15 protein-coding genes and 6 pseudogenes are annotated in these 17,372 nt (G+C 56.8%); 4 read left to right on the forward strand and 17 right to left on the reverse strand.

The annotated features are described in order from the left end of the window. Positions 1-36: 36 nt before the first annotated feature. From tsaC to aroE, 3 genes are read left to right on the forward strand one after another with little or no spacing between them, the layout of a single operon-like run. On the forward strand, positions 37-594 hold the full coding sequence (gene tsaC, locus HLB35_RS09635; RefSeq protein ID WP_171702406.1) for an L-threonylcarbamoyladenylate synthase type 1 TsaC: 558 nt from the start codon (positions 37-39) through the stop codon (positions 592-594). A gap of 58 nt (positions 595-652) precedes the next feature. Beyond that, positions 653-1,582 (forward strand): oxygen-dependent coproporphyrinogen oxidase, encoded by a 930-nt coding sequence (gene hemF, locus HLB35_RS09640; protein WP_171702407.1) that lies wholly within the window; start codon positions 653-655, stop codon positions 1,580-1,582. A 29-nt stretch (positions 1,583-1,611) separates the two neighbouring features. Continuing rightward, a complete protein-coding gene (gene aroE / locus HLB35_RS09645) occupies positions 1,612-2,430 on the forward strand; it encodes a shikimate dehydrogenase (RefSeq protein ID WP_171702408.1) in 819 nt (272 codons plus the stop codon). Between the two features lie 44 nt (positions 2,431-2,474). On the opposite strand, the gene HLB35_RS09650 is transcribed toward aroE, so the two are convergent. Both HLB35_RS09650 and HLB35_RS09655 read right to left on the reverse strand, forming a co-directional pair. Next, on the reverse strand, positions 2,475-2,732 hold the full coding sequence (locus HLB35_RS09650) for a hypothetical protein (RefSeq protein ID WP_171702409.1): 258 nt from the start codon (positions 2,730-2,732) through the stop codon (positions 2,475-2,477). Between the two features lie 36 nt (positions 2,733-2,768). Further along, positions 2,769-3,571 (reverse strand): annotated as a pseudogene (locus tag HLB35_RS09655) (M48 family metallopeptidase). Between the two features lie 136 nt (positions 3,572-3,707). Here HLB35_RS09655 and HLB35_RS09660 point away from each other — a divergent pair. Continuing rightward, positions 3,708-4,576: pseudogene (locus HLB35_RS09660) on the forward strand (ATP-binding protein). Here HLB35_RS09660 and der read toward each other — a convergent pair. From der to cysE, 15 genes and pseudogenes are all read right to left on the reverse strand, one after another. Continuing rightward, entirely contained in the window at positions 4,577-5,980 is a 1,404-nt protein-coding gene (gene der, locus HLB35_RS09665) for a ribosome biogenesis GTPase Der (protein WP_171702410.1), read from the reverse strand. Continuing rightward, positions 5,977-7,172, reverse strand: a pseudogene (bamB, locus tag HLB35_RS09670) (outer membrane protein assembly factor BamB). Before bamB ends, der begins: the two are co-directional and overlap by 4 nt. Beyond that, positions 7,169-7,303, reverse strand: a complete 135-nt coding sequence (locus tag HLB35_RS18365) for a hypothetical protein (protein ID WP_328731477.1) — start codon at positions 7,301-7,303, stop codon at positions 7,169-7,171. Before HLB35_RS18365 ends, bamB begins: the two are co-directional and overlap by 4 nt. After that, a complete protein-coding gene (locus HLB35_RS09675; protein ID WP_328731479.1) occupies positions 7,293-7,829 on the reverse strand; it encodes a YfgM family protein in 537 nt (178 codons plus the stop codon). The genes HLB35_RS18365 and HLB35_RS09675 overlap by 11 nt, the downstream gene beginning before the upstream one ends. A gap of 63 nt (positions 7,830-7,892) precedes the next feature. Then, a complete protein-coding gene (hisS, locus tag HLB35_RS09680) occupies positions 7,893-9,185 on the reverse strand; it encodes a histidine--tRNA ligase (protein WP_171702411.1) in 1,293 nt (430 codons plus the stop codon). A 157-nt stretch (positions 9,186-9,342) separates the two neighbouring features. After that, positions 9,343-10,454: pseudogene (gene ispG / locus HLB35_RS09685) on the reverse strand (flavodoxin-dependent (E)-4-hydroxy-3-methylbut-2-enyl-diphosphate synthase). A gap of 8 nt (positions 10,455-10,462) precedes the next feature. After that, a complete protein-coding gene (locus tag HLB35_RS09690) occupies positions 10,463-11,353 on the reverse strand; it encodes a DUF4115 domain-containing protein (RefSeq protein ID WP_328731481.1) in 891 nt (296 codons plus the stop codon). Between the two features lie 17 nt (positions 11,354-11,370). Then, positions 11,371-11,595: a helix-turn-helix domain-containing protein gene (locus HLB35_RS18370; protein ID WP_328731482.1), complete on the reverse strand. Its 225-nt coding sequence runs from the start codon at positions 11,593-11,595 to the stop codon at positions 11,371-11,373. 49 nt (positions 11,596-11,644) lie between these two features. Then, positions 11,645-12,364 (reverse strand): type IV pilus biogenesis/stability protein PilW, encoded by a 720-nt coding sequence (gene pilW / locus HLB35_RS09695; protein WP_171702412.1) that lies wholly within the window; start codon positions 12,362-12,364, stop codon positions 11,645-11,647. Positions 12,365-12,494: 130 nt separating this feature from the next. Further along, a pseudogene (gene rlmN, locus HLB35_RS09700) lies at positions 12,495-13,679 on the reverse strand (dual-specificity RNA methyltransferase RlmN). 88 nt (positions 13,680-13,767) lie between these two features. Continuing rightward, the gene (ndk, locus tag HLB35_RS09705) at positions 13,768-14,193 is read right to left on the reverse strand and encodes a nucleoside-diphosphate kinase (RefSeq protein ID WP_171702413.1); all 426 of its coding nucleotides are present in this window, start codon (positions 14,191-14,193) and stop codon (positions 13,768-13,770) included. A gap of 153 nt (positions 14,194-14,346) precedes the next feature. Next, positions 14,347-14,673 (reverse strand): HesB/IscA family protein, encoded by a 327-nt coding sequence (locus HLB35_RS09710; protein ID WP_171702414.1) that lies wholly within the window; start codon positions 14,671-14,673, stop codon positions 14,347-14,349. 20 nt (positions 14,674-14,693) lie between these two features. Then, positions 14,694-15,851, reverse strand: a complete 1,158-nt coding sequence (locus HLB35_RS09715; RefSeq protein ID WP_171702415.1) for an aminotransferase class V-fold PLP-dependent enzyme — start codon at positions 15,849-15,851, stop codon at positions 14,694-14,696. 28 nt (positions 15,852-15,879) lie between these two features. After that, on the reverse strand, positions 15,880-16,347 hold the full coding sequence (locus HLB35_RS09720) for an Rrf2 family transcriptional regulator (protein ID WP_171702416.1): 468 nt from the start codon (positions 16,345-16,347) through the stop codon (positions 15,880-15,882). Positions 16,348-16,402: 55 nt separating this feature from the next. Beyond that, positions 16,403-17,304, reverse strand: a pseudogene (cysE, locus tag HLB35_RS09725) (serine O-acetyltransferase). Positions 17,305-17,372: the final 68 nt, after the last annotated feature.

Consider the following 17,372-nt stretch of genomic DNA (forward strand, 5'->3'; position numbering starts at 1 on the left):
ACACCTGTACCTGCCCACCGTATCGTCAGGAGATTCATGTCGATGGCGTTCGATATACAATCAGCGGTTCACGCCCTGCGTCAGGGGCAAATTGTGGCATGCCCCACGGAAGCGGTCTGGGGGCTGAGCTGTGACCCGGATAATGATGAAGCGCTGGCGCATCTGATGCGCCTGAAACAGCGAGACCCTGCCAAAGGGGTGATTGTGGTCGCTGCCTCGATAGATCAGCTGCAGCCCTGGCTTGCCGGTCTGCCATTGGAGCTTCACGCGCCCCTGGTGGCCAGCTGGCCTGGCCCGAATACCTGGTTGGTGCCCGACAACGGGCGTAGCCATGCTTTAGTGCGTGGCGCGCATCAGAGCGTTGCTCTGCGGGTCACCGCACACCCTGTTATGCAAGCACTATGCAACGCCTTTGGTGGCCCTGTGGTGTCTACCTCGGCCAATCTTGCCAGTGAGCCACCGGCGATGACGGCAGATGAAGTGTCAGCGCTGTTTGGTGATGAGCTGGGCGCTGTCATCCACGGCGAGTTGGGCGATAACCCGCGCCCCAGCACCATTCGCGATCTGGCCAGCGGTCAGGTATTACGCGCCTGATAAATGTGGCGTACTACAACGCATTCCCGAATCAACGACGCAAGGCGAGGAGCATATCTTGGCTCACGAGCACCTAGATAACGTAAAACATTACCTGCTGGACCTTCAGGATCGCCTCTGCGAAGGCCTTGCCAAGGCCGATGGCCAGGCAAGCTTCAAGGAAGAAAGCTGGTCGCGCGAAGAAGGCGGTGGCGGGCGCTCCAGGGTGATTGAAAGTGGCGCTGTCTTTGAAAAAGGCGGAGTAAATTATTCCCACGTCTACGGTGCTGAACTGCCGCCGTCCGCCACGGCTGCACGCCCGGAGCTTTCGGGCCGGGCCTTTCATGCGGTGGGCGTTTCCTGGGTGCTGCATCCGGAAAACCCGCATGTACCTACCAGCCACGGCAATGTGCGTTTCTTTATCGCTGAAAAAACTGGAGAGCCGCCGGTCTGGTGGTTTGGCGGCGGCTACGACCTCACCCCTTTCTATCCGGTGATGGAGGATGTGGTGCATTGGCACAGCGTTGCCAGGGCTGCCTGTCAGCCGTTTGGCGAAGACGTCTACCCGCGCTATAAAAAGTGGTGTGATGACTACTTCTATCTCAAGCATCGCGATGAAACCCGTGGCGTTGGCGGGCTCTTCTTTGATGATCTGAATGCAGGCAGCTTTGAGGATTGCTTTGCTTTCCAGCGCGCCGTCGGGGACAGCTTTCTGGAAGCCTACGTGCCGATTGTGGAGCGCCGTCGAGATGATGACTGGAATGCCCAGGCGCGTGATTTTCAGCTCTACCGACGCGGCCGCTATGTGGAGTTCAATCTGGTGTGGGACAGAGGCACCCTGTTTGGGCTGCAAAGTGGCGGGCGCACCGAATCGATTCTGATGTCGATGCCGCCGCTGGCGCGCTGGGAATATGGCTATACGCCCGTGCCTGGTAGCCCGGAAGCGCGTCTCACCGAAGAATTTCTTCGCCCGCGTGACTGGTTGGGCGAAGCCTCTGCCAACCCCTAATTCCTAACCCCTAAGCCAGGAGTCTTGTGATGACGGATCGTTATGCCGTATTTGGTAACCCGGTGAGTCATTCGAAATCGCCGATGATTCATGCCGAGTTTGCCCATGATACCGGCGAAAAACTGGATTACACCGCCATTGAAGCGCCGCTGGATGGTTTTGCCGAGGTCTGGCAGGCCTTCGTGGCTGAAGGTGGGCGTGGAGCCAATGTTACCCTGCCTTTCAAGGAGGAAGCCTTTGCGCTCTGCGATACGCTAAGCCATCGGGCGCTGCGGGCCAAGGCGGTTAATACGTTGATTGTAGGTGGTAACGGACGCCTTTATGGCGACACTACCGATGGCATCGGCCTGGTGCGTGATCTGGCCTATCATCGCCTGACGCTGGAAGGCAAACGGATATTGGTCGTCGGGGCAGGCGGGGCTGTGCGCGGTATTCTTGAGCCCTTGCTGGCGGCTTCACCCAGTGAAGTAGTGATCGCCAATCGCACAGCCGAAAAAGCCACTGCACTGGCCAGCGACTTTACGGATCTGGGTAAGATTGAAGGCGGTGGTTTTGCAGCGATCAGCGGGCAGTTTGATCTGGTCATCAACGGCACAAGCGCCAGTATCGCAGGGGAGGTGCCGCCGTTACCGGAGAACCTGTTCGCCAAAGGCGCCTGGGCCTATGACATGATGTATGGCGCTGACCCAACGGCATTTCTGCTGTGGGCAGGCCCGCGTGGCGCCAGGTTGCTGGATGGCCTGGGGATGCTGGTCGAGCAGGCTGCAGAATCCTTCTTTCTGTGGCGCAATATGCGCCCTGAAACTGCCTCTGTCAGGGAGGCGCTGCGTCAATCGCTTAACTATTGACGGCTTGTCTGCTAAACCAAGTGAGTGATCAGCACAAAAGCGGCTTAGCGCCGCTTTTGATAAAACCCAATCATACACAGTACCAGCCCAAGCACTGAGAGCAGCATGCCGCCGTTAACCAGTAAAGGTGCACGATCCACCCAGGGCACAAAGGGCTGAGGCGTTTGGCGGCAGGTTTCCGTCAGGTAATTCCAGTGGCCGCCATCCAGATGGCAGGCGCGAACGTCGTTAAGTTCCCAGAAATACACGCCCATCAGCACAAACAGTGGCAAAATCAGTAGTAACAAGCCGAGGCGAATCATGGCGCTCCCGTTATCAGTGTGTGGTTAAGGCCCCTCTCAGGGACGCGGGCAGTTGGGTGTGCGGCCTTGCTGACGCGCCTGCTCATAGATTGCTAGGGCACGTTGCATGTTGGCATCCAATTCATCAATGCGCTGGCCATGGCTTGGGTGTGTCGACATCCAAGCGGGTGGCTGGCCGCCGCCAGAAGCCTGCTGCATGTTCTCCCACAGGACAATGCTGGCGCGGGGGTCAAAACCGGCCCTGGCCATTAATTCCAGCCCGATAACATCCGCTTCACTTTCATGCTTGCGTGAGAAGGGCAGAATAATGCCGTATTCGGCGCCCATTCCCAGCACGCCCATCAGCTGCTGGCCACCCGGTGTTTGCATGCCGGAGGTGCTGGCCAGAATCGACAACCCCATCTGGGTGGCGCTCTTGGTGGATGCACGCTCATTAGCGTGACGTGCCAGGACGTGGGCAATTTCGTGGCCGACTACAGACGCCAGCTGATCTTGGGAGCTGGCCACCTTGAGCATGCCGCTGTTCACACCCATGTAGCCCCCGGCAAGGCGAAGGCATTGGGCTGTTCGGATTCGAATACCTTAGCCTGCCAGTCCATCTGCTGCTGTTCAGCCGGTAGCGCTGCCACAATCGCGCGGGTAATACACTGCACATAGCGCTGACTGGCCGCGTTAGCAGCGGGCAGGTCAGACTGGTATTGGTTGAATGCCTGTTGCCCCATCTGATTGAGTTGATCTTCTGACAACAGCAACAGCTGGGAGCGGCCGGTAGGTGATGTCGAACAGGCGGTCAGTGATACACAGACTGTGATAATGGATATCAAGCGAAGCCAGCGCATAAACATTTCCTTGTAGTCGAAACAGGGTCACACTTGTGTGAATTTCCTTCTGAATTGTCAGCTTCCTTGCGCCAGAACGCAATGGGTATCATAGGGCGAGATTTGAAGGATGAATAATCATCAAGAAGGGGGCTGTATGGATGCTGAATTAGGGCGCCGTCTGGCGCTGTTGCTGGATAGGGTTGAGCATTGGTTGCCGCCAGTGCCTGAGCAGGTTGACTGGAACACCCATGTGGCTGCCTTATGGCAACCTCATCCACTGGGTGGCCGTTTGGTGCCTGTGCCACCCAGAGACGCGCTTGATTTGGACGATCTTTTAGGTATTGAGCGCCAAAAACTGGCTCTTGTAGATAATACCCAGGCATTCTTGCAGGGGTATCCTGCCAACCATACGCTGTTGTGGGGCTCGCGAGGGAGCGGCAAGTCGTCACTGATGCGAGCACTGCTCAACTCTCTGGCTGGTGAAGGGTTGCGCATGATTCAGGTTGACCGCCATGATTTGAGCAGCCTGCCGATGCTGGTTGAAGAGCTGCGCAATATGCCTCAACGCTTCATTGTCTATTGCGATGATCTGTCCTTTGAAGGCCATGATGATGCCTATAAGGCGCTGAAAAGCGTACTTGATGGGGCGCTGACCGGGCCGCCAGAAAATGTCCTGCTCTATGCCACGTCCAATCGTCGCCATTTGATGCCTGAATCAATGGACGATAACGCCGGGTCGCGGTTGGTGGGGGAGGAGTTGCACCATGGCGATGCTGTCGAGGAAAAATCTCCCTGTCAGACCGCTTTGGGCTGTGGCTGGGCTTTCATCCCTTCAATCAGGATGTTTACCTGGAAGCCTGTTGCCACTGGGTGTCTCAGCTGGGTAAGGCCAGCGACTGGAACGCCGAGGCGCGAGCTGAAGCGGTGCGCTTTGCTACCCTGCGCGGTGGTCGCAGTGGGCGGGCAGCGTGGCAGTTTGCAACCCAATGGGTGGGTCGCAAACGGCTGCATTCTGGCGCCTGATTAACGGCGTTTCTGGCGAGCTTCCTTGGTGCGGTTGAGTTCGCGTTTCTTGGCCTTTTCCTTGTCGTTGGCACCTGCCATATGATCATAGGGGTTATTGCCCGAACGGAATTCAAAGCGCATGGGGGTCCCGCGTACCTTGAGCACCTTGCGGAAGGTGTTGATCAGAAAGCGGCGGTAGGATTCCGGCAGTGATTCTGTCTGGTTGCCGTGCACCACTATGATCGGCGGGTTGCTGCCGCCCTGGTGGGCCATGCGCAGCTTGATCCGCCGGCCATGAATCATCGGCGGCGGGTGCTGGCTGACGGCATCCTGAAGCAGAGTCGTCAGCCGGTTAGTGGACCAGTGAGCATTGGCAGCATTGAAGGCGCGTTCAATCGAAGGGTAAAGATCACCAACGGCCGTGCCGTGCAGCGCTGAAATAAAGTGCAACTCTGCATAGTCGGCGAACCCCAGGCGGCGCTTGATGTCGGCGCGAATCTTTTCCCGGGCATCCTGCTCCAGGCCATCCCACTTGTTAACGGCCAATACCAGGGCGCGCCCTGTAGTCAGTACATAGTCAAGCAGGTGCAGATCCTGTTCTACCAGGCCGTTGCGCGCATCCAGCACCATGATGGCTACATGGCATTCCTTGATGGCTTCCAGGGTCTTGATGATGGAAAACTTTTCGGCGATTTCGCTGACATTCTTGCGCCGCCTGACGCCTGCGGTATCGACCAGCACATAGGGTTTGCCGCGCCGCTCGAAAGGTATCTCGATGGCATCCCGAGTGGTGCCGGCTTCATCAAAGACGACAACACGATCTTCGCCCAGCAGGCGGTTGACCAGGGTGGACTTGCCCACATTGGGGCGCCCAATGACGCCAATGCGGATGCCCTTGGTGCCGGTATCAGCAGGGATGCTTTCATCACGCTCCGGAAAGGGCGCCAGTACCACATCCATCAGGGTCGAGACGTTACGGCCATGGGCAGCGGCAATTGGCCAGGGGTCGCCAAGCCCAAGGGCCCAGAAGTCGGCCATGGCCGAATGTTCTTCCAGGCCATCGGTCTTGTTGACCACCAGCCAGGTTTTTTTCTGGTTGACGCGCAGGTGATTGGCGATGGCCTCATCCGCCACGTTCAGCCCGGCACGGGCATCAACCATAAACAGGACAATATCGGCTTCATCAATGGCAGCCAGCGACTGTTCAGCCATGGCGGCATCAATACCTTCTTCATCACCGCTGATGCCACCGGTGTCAATCACCGTATAGGTCTTGCCGCCCAGCATGCCGTTGCCGTATTTGCGGTCACGGGTCAGGCCAGGAAAGTCAGCGACCAGCGCATCGCGGGAGCGGGTCAGGCGGTTAAACAAGGTTGACTTGCCCACATTGGGGCGGCCAACCAGGGCAATCACAGGTGTCATTGAGTGACTTCCAGAGTTTCCAACCGACCATTGTCGGCTTGAACATGAATGGTGCTGCCATCGGTAACCGGGCGAACGCTAATGCCGGCATCGTCGACTTCATGGCGTGCGGCCAGTTCACCGTCGCGGGCATCAATAAGATGCAGGTAACCTTCATAATCACCGAATACCAGATGGCCAGCGGCAAAGGCCGGGGCGGTTATCCAGCGGCCTTCCAGATCGCGGTTACGCCAGACTTCCTGGCCGTTATCGGCGGTCAGGGCTACCACATGACTTTCATCCGTGGCCACAAACAGCAGGTCGCCCACCAGTACAGGGGTGTGGCGGCTGGACAGCGAACGTGACCACATGACATCACCGCGCAGGGCTTCAAGGGCCACCACTTCGCCGTTATAGCTGGTTACGAACAATCGGCCATCTGGGGTGATCACTGGCTGGCCAGCAAGATCAACCAGACGTTCAACATCACTGCGCCCACTGGGTGTGGCAATCTGCTGTTCCCACAGGGGCTGACCATTGCGATTGTCCAGGGTGGCCAGACGACCGTTGGAGAAGCCTGCAAAGGTCACCGGATCAATAGTCTGCGGCGTACCCGTGCCGCGCAGGGTCAAGGCAGGCAGCTGACTGGAATAGGTCCATAACGGATCACCGGTGGCCCGGTTCAGTGCGGTAATCCGCCCGTCAGTACTCTGTACGATCAATTGCTGTTGATTGGCCTGGGGGCAGCAAGAACTTCACTGGATACCCGTGAACGCCACTGGACACTGCCGTTCTCCTGGTCAAGTGCCAGCACTTCGCCGTTGCGGGTGCCAAAATAAAGCTCACCGGCAATGGCATTCAAGGCGCTGGAAACGTCTGCGTCCAGGTCAACTTCCCATTGGCGCTGGCCGTTGTCTGCGTTATAGGCCGCCACGATGCCTTCAGCATCAGCGGCAAACAGGCGGTTGCCATCGCGTGCGGGGGCAATCGGGTAGCGGGCGCGGCCAAGGCCATCGCCTACGCGGGTGCTCCAGCGTTCTTGCAGTTCAGCGCTGGCTTCAAATGCCTGCAACTCCTTGGGTGTGTAGAGAGGCTCGCTTTTACTGGCACAGCCGGCCACCAGTGCCACGATACTGGCGCCTAGCACCAAACGCAGGGCGCGTGGCAAACGTGGACGTGGAGTGCCCGTGTGTAGACAAGAGGGGGCGTTCATAGCGCAGTCTCCTTGGTGCCGAGGTCATCCAGCTTCAGCTGTACGCCGTAAAGCGGTTGACTTTGTTCCTGTGCCAGCGTCAGGGCATTTTGCCAGGCATCGCGAGCATCATCATGTTGGTTAAGGGGCAAAATGGGCATCACCACGCAGGTCGTCACGCTGGGCTGCCAGTGAATCAACAATGGATTGATCCAATAGATCAAGCGCCTCTTGTGGTTCGTCACGGGCAATTGCCAGCCGTGCCAGGCGCAGCCGTGCCAGGCTCTGTACGTAGAGGCGCGAAGAGTTGTCAACCACCTGCTCAAGGGCACGGGTAGCGCCTTCCAGGTCTTGCTGTTGAACCGCCAGACGTGCGTCCAGCAGCTGGGCAAGCTCGGCGTAGAGAGTGCCGTCATACTCGTCGTTGATTTCCGTCACCAGCTCGCGGGCCTGAGCCAGCATGGCGTCATCATTTGAGTTGCTGGCGGTCAGGTTGACCAGTTCCTGGTAGCGTATTGATGCGGCTTCTGCACGGTTGTCCTGGTAGTTTTGCCAAGCATTCCAGCCAAACACGCCCGCCGCCGCAATGGCAACGCCAGCAATGAGCGAGGTTCCATTGTCCTTCCACCAGCGTTTGATGGCTTCCAGCTGCTCTTCTTCTGTTCTCAGCTCCGCCATGGGCGGCCTCCTTATCTGTCTTCTGTCATGGCGTTTGGGCGCATGGGTCAGGAAATCGGTATATCAGGCAATCAGATCTTGCAACCGTTCAGGCAGCGCTGCCTGGGGGTGGCGTTGCTGTTCACGCTCTTCGCGTAGGAACTTGAGCGTAACAGCATCGGTTTGCCGTTCGTCTTCGCCAATCAGCAAGGCAATCGTCGCTCCGCTTTTATCGGCTTTCTTCATGCGGCTTTTGAAACTGCCGCCGCCGCAGTGCAGCTGCAAACGTAGTTCGGGCAATTGGCTGCGTAACTGCTCGGCCAGGGTGAGAGCCGTGAGGGTCGCAGCCTCATCCATGGGGAGCAGGTAGACATCGCAGCCACCCAGTGCCTCTTCAGGCACCAGTTGTAGGGTATCCAGCAGCAGAATCAGGCGTTCAATACCCATCGCAAAGCCAACGGCTGGGGTAGGCTTGCCGCCAAGCTGTTCAACCAAGCCATCGTATCGGCCACCTGCACAAACCGTACCCTGGCTGCCTAAAGCTTGGGTCGTCCACTCAAACACTGTGCGGCAGTAATAGTCCAGGCCGCGTACCAGCCGTGGATTAATTACGTAGTGAATGCCCGCCGCATCCAGCATGGTCTTAAGCTGTTCAAAGTGCTCGCGGGACTCTTGATCCAGGTGATCCATCAGGCGCGGCGCGTTTTCCAGCATTTCGGCCATGGCCGGGTTCTTGGAGTCCAGTATCCGCAGCGGGTTGCTGGATAGGCGCCGCAGCGAATCTTCGTCGAGGATCTCACGGTGTTGCTCAAAGTAGTCTACCAGGGTCTCGCGATAGGCTGCGCGAGCCTCAGCCGAGCCAAGCGAGTTAAGCTCCAGGGTCACGTGCTGGGTGAGCCCGAGTTCCTGCCATAGACGTGCCGAGAGCAGAATCACTTCGGCGTCAACATCCGGGCCTTCAAAGCCGTAGGTTTCCACCCCGACCTGATGGAACTGGCGATAGCGACCTTTCTGCGGGCGCTCATGGCGAAACATCGGCCCCTGGTACCAAAGCCGCTGCGTCTGGTTGTGCAGCAGGCCATGCTCCATTGCTGCCCGGACGCAGCTAGCGGTGCCCTCAGGCCGCAGGGTCAGGCTGTCGCCATTACGATCTTCGAAGGTGTACATTTCTTTTTCGACAATATCAGTGACTTCGCCAATCGAGCGAGCGAACAAGGCTGTCTGCTCAACAATCGGCGTGCGGATTTCGTCGAAGCCGTAACGCGCCATTAGCTGGCGAACCTTGCCTTCGAAGAACTGCCAGCGAGGGCTGTCTCCGGGCAGCAGATCATTCATGCCCCGGATGGCTTGGATTTTCTTGGCAGCAGGCTGGCTCAATGATAACTCCTTGTTTGACTTTATTTGCAAAGACGATTCAGTAAATACCGCTGTGTGCAGGTAGCCGGATAAAACTGTCAGACACTGCTTAATGGCTAAAGGTTGCCAATCGGCAACCTTTAGCGACGGGGCAGACAATATGGCGTGGGAGCCGCTGTCAGCTGCGGGCAATAGTGTTCTGTTCGCGCTGCTCTTTTTCATGCACTTTATCGCGAATCAGCCGCTCAAGGTCATCCACCAGATGGTCGTTACGCAGCTTGTTAGCGGGCTTGCCGTCGATATAAACCAGGTTGGCAGGTGAGCCGCCAGTCAGGCCGATATCGGTTTCCTTGGCTTCCCCGGGCCGTTGACCACACAGCCAATTACCGACACATCAAGGGGCGTCATGATATCTTCCAGACGTTCCTCAAGCTGGTTCATGGTGTCGATAACATCAAAGTTCTGACGTGAGCAGCTTGGGCAGGCAATAAAGTTGATACCTTTGGAACGCAGCTTGAGGCTTTTCAGCATATCAAAGCCGACCTTGATTTCTTCTACCGGGTCAGCGGCCAGAGAGACGCGGATAGTGTCGCCGATACCATCCATCAGCAGCATACCCAGGCCAATCGAGGACTTGACCGTACCGGAACGCAGCCCGCCCGCTTCAGTAATGCCCAGGTGCAGAGGTTGCTCAATGCGGCTGGCCAGATCACGATAGGCCGCCACAGCCATAAACACATCTGAGGCCTTGACACTGACCTTGAATTCCTGGAAATCCAGCCGGTCAAGGTGATCGATATGGCGCATGGCGGATTCAACCAGGGCCGCGGGGGTTGGCTCGCCATATTTCTTTTGCAGGTCTTTTTCCAGCGAACCGGCGTTAACCCCGATGCGAATCGGGATGCCGTTATCGCGGGCGGCACTGACAACAGCGCGGACACGCTCTTCACGGCCAATATTGCCAGGGTTGATGCGCAGGCAATCAACGCCCAGTTCAGCCACGCGCAGGGCAATCTTGTAATCGAAATGAATGTCGGCCACCAGAGGTACCTGCACTTCGCGCTTGATCTTGCCAAAGGCTTCGGCGGCCTCCATATCGGGCACCGAGACCCGCACAATATCAGCACCGGCAGTTTCCAGCTGGCGAATCTGCGCCACAGTTGCCGCGACATCCAGCGTATCGGTGTTGGTCATACTCTGCACTGAGATGGGCGCATCTCCACCGACAGCGACATGACCGACATGAATCTGGCGCGAGTGGCGACGTTTGATCGGGGATGGGGCATGCATACGGTGATTTACTCTCCTAAAGTGAAGCGGGCAACGTTGTTGGCACCGGCGCGCTCGCCAAGATCGACGGCCTCACCCTGGTAGCGCAATTCAACGCCAGTGGAGTTACCGATTGTTAGCCGATAGGGCGGCTCTCCTTCAACGGTTGCTGACGTGCCAGGCTCCTGAAGGCCAACAAAGACACGCTGGTTGTTGGCATCGAATATCTCGGTCCAGGACTGCTGGTTGAAGGTGAGTTCAAGGCGATTGCTAACGTCCTCGGTCGCGCTATCGTCTGCTGCTGCATCCGTATCTGATGCTTCCTGGGAAGCAGCCAGAGTTGCTACGTTTTCGGATGCTTCTTCGCCAAGCTGTTCATTGCTTGTCTGTGCTTCGTCAAGTTGGTCGTCAGCCTGCCCATTGCTGGCCTGTGGGTCAGCGTCCTGTAACGTCCTACCGGCGTCAGCGCTGATCTGCGCAGTATCCGTGTCTGGCAGGGAATTGTTGACAGTGCCGCTAGTGTCAGCAGTTTCATTGGCCTGTGTGAGAGGCATGGAATCATTCAGTGGCGCCTCAAGGTCAGCGCTGGCTGTGCTGGCGTTGTCTGTGCGCTGGTCGTCATCAGCCGCGATGGCCGTCGCCGCGTTGTTATCGGCGTTGCGGGCAGCCGAATTGCTGGTTGCAATATTGCTATCATTGGCGCTTAGCTGAGAGGTGTCTTCCAACCCTGGGGGAGTGCTGCCACCACGGCTTTGCCACCACATCACGGTCACCGCAATCAAGCCGAGGATGACCGCCAGAGTGAACAGTTTGAACAGCACAGCACCGATGCGTGAAGGTGGCTTGCTGACCGATACGGGCGACACCTTACGGTCAGCGTTTTCCTGGCTGCCATTACGCGCTTTATAGGCGTCGAGCACCAGCGTTTCATCGATATTCAGATATCTGGCGTAGGCGCGCAGGTAACCACGACGATAGGTAGGTACCGGGATCCGTCATAATTGTCGTGTTCAAGGCCGTTAATGACGGCAGGGCGCAGATGCAGTGCTTCGGCAGCCTCTTCGACAGAGATGTTAAGTTGTTCACGTTGACGCTGTAATTGCTCACCGGGAGAAGCGGTAGGCGTTTGATTATATTGTTCTGGGGTGTGTGTATCGCTCATGGCTGAGCATCCTTCAATAAATAAGCGGTGAACAGGGCTTCAGGCAACATTATTCAAATTGGTCAAGCTGGCGCTGATAGTCGGCGGCAATGGCATCTTCGCCACGACTGTAAGCAATATCAATGGCTATCTGCAGCGCTTCACGGTTTGGATTTGCCAGCTGCAAATAAGTCTGCATTGATCGCCAGGCTTGGGAATCATTGCCCTGTGAAAACTCTAACTCGGCTAAAAGGTAATAACTGCGCGCATAGCGCGGGTCTATCTGTTGGGCGCGCTGTAAGGCATTGCGCGCCGGGTTAATCTGATTTTGTGCAATATAGCACTGGCCTAAATTAGTAAAAAGCTGTGATCTGCGTGGGTAGTTGGCGGCTTGAGAGGCTATTTCAAGCTGTTCACAAGCCGTCTGAAAGTCACCCTGCGCATACAGAAAAGCAGCAAAATTATTGCGCGCCTGGGTAAAATCCGGCGCATTCTGTAGTGCTTCCTGAAAATGCTCTCTGGCAAGGGCCATTTCGCCCTGTTGTTGATAGACCAAAGCCAGTGCTTGAAGTGCTTCGGCATGCTCAGGCGCAATTTCCAACGCGCGACTCAACGCATCCAGAGCGCGGCTCAGATTGTTACGTTCAAAGTAGGCAACGCCCAGCTGTGTGTAGGCATCTGCAGCGTCAGGGCGTTGCTGGGCTGTCATGTCCGTGTTTGCGGCACAGCCAGATAACCACAGCGTGATCAATAGCGCTGTCAGCAATGCCCCTGAACGGGGAGATGACATCTGCGTTGATTGATCATCGCTATCCTCAGTGCAGGGTAAGTCGTCAAAATGTGTCCATCAAAGCGCCGTGCAAGGCGTAAGTCAAGCCTCTGCCTGATGATGTATTCCAGTAGAGGCTATAATGGCCAGCTTAATCGGCATCGATCTGGATCGACTGAATATAGCGGGCATGGCGTTTGGTGCGGTCTTTGACTTGGCCCACCAGTTGGCCGCAGGCGGCATCAATATCGTCACCGCGCGTGGTACGGATTGTAGCAGTATGTTTCAAATCGTAAAGCCACTGTTGGAAACGCATGCACTGATTGCGTGAGGGCTTTTCATAACCTGAATGAGGAAAGGGGTTAAATGGAATCAGGTTGATCTTGCAAGGCAGTTCATCCAGCAGTGTTGCCAGTTCTTCGGCATGCTGCTGCTGATCGTTAACGTCCTTGATGGGTGTACTCAATCGTGATGAGGCGATTATCAGCGCATTTTGAGAGGTAGCGATGACAGGCATCAATCAGGCAGCGGATATTATACTTGCGGTTAAGCGGCACCAGTTCAGTGCGTAATTCATCGTTGGCCGCATGCAGGAGATCGCCAGGCTGACGTCTATGTCGTCGCCCAGTTTGTCGATCATCGGTACAACGCCAGAGGTTGACAGGGTCACTCGGCGTTTTGACAGGCCATAGCCGTTATCATCAAGCATCAGTTTCATGGCGGGTACAACGTTATCGTAGTTGAGCAGCGGCTCGCCCATGCCCATCATTACCACGTTGGTTACCGGGCGATTGCCTGAATCCCGGCGCGGGCCGACACTACGTTGAGCCACCCATACCTGGCCAATGATTTCAGCGGCGGTCAGGTTGCGTTGGAAGCCCTGCTTACCGGTTGAGCAGAAGCTGCAGTCAAGCGAACAGCCCACCTGTGAAGAGACGCACAGAGTTCGGCGCTTGCCGTTATCCGCAGGAATCAGCACGGTTTCGACATAGCTGCCATCTTCCACTTCCAGCACCCATTTGCGCGTACCGTCGTTGGAAGCGCCTTCGTAGACAACTCCGGGGCCGCGAATCTCAGCCACTTTGGCAAGTTTTTCGCGCAGCGGCTTGGAAAGGTTGGTCATTGCTGCAAAGTCGTCACAGCCTTCGTGGTGGATCCATTTCATCATCTGGCTGGCGCGAAATTTCTTTTCGCCAATAGCCAGGAAGAAAGCTTCCATCTGCTCGCGGGACATTCCGAGCAGATTCTGGCGTTGTGGGGTGGATTCAGCCGTCGGCGTTTGCTCTGGCGTGTGTGACGATACAGCAGGAACTGATTGGGCAGCGGTGGTGGTCATGATGGTCAGCGTTCAGAAAAGAGGCGGGGGCTTGGGCCCCCGCGAAAATGGCCGGCAACAGGCGTTGGTACGGCGCTGGTCTGCCTGCTTAGCGCGGGCAGATTTCGTCGTTGCCGAAGAAATAGGCGATTTCACGCTCGGCGCTTTCCGGTGAATCAGAACCATGGACAGCGTTGGCGTCAATAGTTTCCGCAAAATCCGCACGAATGGTGCCGGGAGCGGCTTCTTTCGGGTTGGTGGCGCCCATCAGTTCGCGATTTTTGCTAATCGCATCATCACCTTCAAGTACCTGAACCACGACCGGGCCAGACGTCATGAAGCCAACCAGATCCTTGAAGAACGGACGCTCTTTGTGTTCGGCATAGAAACCACCGGCTTTCTCTTCAGACAGGTGCAGCATTTTGGCGGCCACTACCTTGAGGCCAGCTTTTTCGAAGCGGGCAATGATGTCGCCAATGGCGTTTTTTGCTACGGCGTCGGGCTTGATAATAGAGAGCGTACGTTCAGTTGCCATGTGGATCTCCAGAAAAGGCTATAACAGAAATCGCCGCTCTGAATAACCAGAGCGGCATGTCAAAAAAGTCAGCAGCCGGGAATCCCGAACTGCGCGGGGCGATTATAGCGTTTCCCGCCGATAATGAATACGGGCGTCTTGGTGCTGGCGCTTTTAAACCGTAAAGCTTTCGCCACAGCCGCATTCATCCTTGATATTCGGGTTATTGAAGCGGAAATAGCGGTTGAGCCCTTCGTTGACGAAGTCGACCTCACTGCCGTCAAGCATCTCCAGCGCTTCACGGTCGACAAACACCTTGGCGCCGTGGGCTTCGAAACTGATATCGGCAGGGTCAGCTTCATCTGCAAAATCGAGAACATAGCTGAAGCCGGAGCAGCCGCTGGGCTTAACTGAAACCTTCAGCCCCAGCCCTTTGCCGCGCTCGTCAAGCACGTGGTGAATCTGTTTGGCAGCGGCGGGTGTGATGGTTAATGATGCCATGAGGGTGTCTCCTGAAAATATTAGCGTAAGCCGTCGACGGCGTGGGCCAGTACGTGCAAGGTATGCTCAATGTCGTCCTGGGTGGTGTAACGCCCGAGGCTGAAACGCAGGGATGCCAATGCCAGCCGACGCGGAATACCTACGCCCAGAAGCACATAGGAAGGGTCCACGCTGGCTGAGTTGCAGGCAGAGCCGGTGGATACGGCGATATCACGCAGCGCCATCAACAAGGGTTCTGCCTCAACGCCGTCAAACGCAACGTTGATAATGTTGGGTACCGCATTGTCAGCGGGTGAATTAAGAAAGACACCGCCAATCTGCTGCAGGCCATTGAGAAAATTTTGCCTGAGATGGGTGATGCGCTGCTGCTCTTCTAAACTGTACTGCTGCGCCAGGGCAAAGGCTTCTCCCATGGCGGCAATCTGGTGAGTGGGCAAGGTGCCGGAACGCATGCCGCGTTCATGCCCACCACCGTGAATCAAGGCTTCAATACGCAACGAGGGGTCACGCTTGACATACAAGGCGCCCACGCCTTTGGGGCCATAGGCCTTATGGCCGGAAAGCGACATCAGATCCACCGACTGGGCAACGACATCCAGTTCAATGCGGCCAACGGCCTGAGCCGCATCGGTATGGAAGGCGGCACCAAACTGATGGGCAACTTCAGCCAGCGCCTTGATATCGTTGATGCTGCCAAGCTCGTTATTGACCGCCATCAAGGATACCAGGGCGGTATCATCGCGCATGACTTCACGCAATTGCGTAGGCGTTATGCAGCCATCATTGCCTGGTTTGAGCCAGGTCACTTCTACGCCTTCGGACGCCAGCGCCTTGGCGGTGTCCACTACGGCCTTGTGTTCGATAATTGACGTTATCAGATGGCGGCCACGAGCCCGATTGGCCCGCATGAAGCCGGTAAGCGCCAGGTTGTCGGCTTCGGTCGCGCCGCTGGTCCAGACGATTTCTCTTGGGTCAGCGTTGATGGTATCTGCCACTTGGCGCCGCGCGTGCTCCACCGCCTGTTCTGCCTGCCAGCCAGACATATGGCTGCGTGAGGCCGGGTTGGCAAACAACTGATCAACGGTCAGATAGCGCTGCATTACTGTCGCCACGCGTTCATCTACTGGGGTAGTGGCCGCGTAATCAAGGTAAATGGGGCGGGTAGGCGTGGAAGACATGGAGCACTCTGTGATAAATACGCTGTGATTATGGCGTTGAGGCAAAAATACCGGCATCCAGTCGCGCCTGCTGGCGAGACGCTACCTGTTGGACATCGTTGCGCTGTAGCAGTTGTTCCAGCGTAACGTCGTCGAGAAACTGGCGAATCTGGCCGGATAGTTCACACCACAGATGATGGGTCAGGCAGGTGTCGCCCTGCTGGCAATCGGAAAGTCCGTGGCAGCGGGTGGCATCAACGGTTTCGTTGACTGCGTCAATCACCCGGGAAACGGTAATCTCGCTGGCCGATAGTGCCAGCAGATAACCGCCTCCGGGGCCGCGAACGCTTTTCACCAGGCCTGCGCGTCTTAAGCGGGCAAACAGTTGCTCAAGATATGACAGGGAAATCCCCTGGCGTTGCGAAATATCGCCCAGGCTGGTGGGGCTAATGCCCGCGTTGATCGCCAGATCGAGCATGGCGGTCACCGCATAGCGGCCTTTGGTCGTTAATCGCATGGCGACACCTTGAATAACATTGATGCGCCATTATGGGAAAGCCCGACTGCTTTGGTCAACCTTTACTTGAGGAGGTGCTGTCGGTGTCAGTATCTTTATCTGCTGCTGCATGAGCGTTAGCGTCGCTTGAGCGACGCGCCGCCTTGCCTTGGGCTGACAGCGGCGGACAGCCATTATCGGTTTCGTCAAGAATGTCAGCAAAGTCTTCATCGCGCAGTTCCGGCAGCTGGTTACCCCGGTAGCTGGCGTCCAGCTTGGAAAGCGTTGAGCACATCCGCTCAATCCGCTCATCCACCGCATGCATATGGTCAAGCATGGCCTGCATGGAGCGTGCTACCGGGTCTGGCATATCCTGGCTGACCCCGTAGGCGTCAAAGCCGAATTTCTTGTGGATGGCTTCCCGACGCGCAGGATCAATATCAAGTTCTTCCTCGACATCCGGGTCAGCGCGCTTGACGATCTTGCCGGGAATCCCGACCACGGTCGCGCCAGCCGGTACTTCCTTGGTGACCACGGCGTTGGAGCCAATCTTGGCGCCTTCCCTGACGGTGAAAGGGCCGAGGATCTTGGCGCCAGCGCCAACGATCACGCCGTTTTCAAGGGTAGGGTGGCGTTTGCCTTTATTCCAGCTGGTGCCGCCCAAGGTCACACCATGGTAAAGCGTGACGTCATTGCCAATGATCGCTGTTTCGCCAATCACCACGCCCATGCCATGGTCAATAAAAATCGCCGCCCTATGGTGGCGCCAGGGTGAATCTCGACCCCTGTCAGCCAGCGGGAAAAAGTTGAAAGTGTCCGCGCCAGCCATTTGGCATTCTTTTTCCACAGCCAATGGTTCAACCGATGCAATAACAAAGCGTGCAGACCCGGATAGTTGGTAAGCACCTCCATGAAATTACGCGCCGCCGGGTCGCGGTCAAATACACTATTGATATCTTCACGCAGGCGTTCAAACATGCGGTAGTCCTATCGTGGTTTATCGACACATGTCATCGGCCAGGTCAGCAGCGCGATGTCAGTCGTTA

It is taken from the genome of Vreelandella azerica (genome assembly GCF_013112225.1).
GTDB lineage: Bacteria > Pseudomonadota > Gammaproteobacteria > Pseudomonadales > Halomonadaceae > Vreelandella > Vreelandella azerica.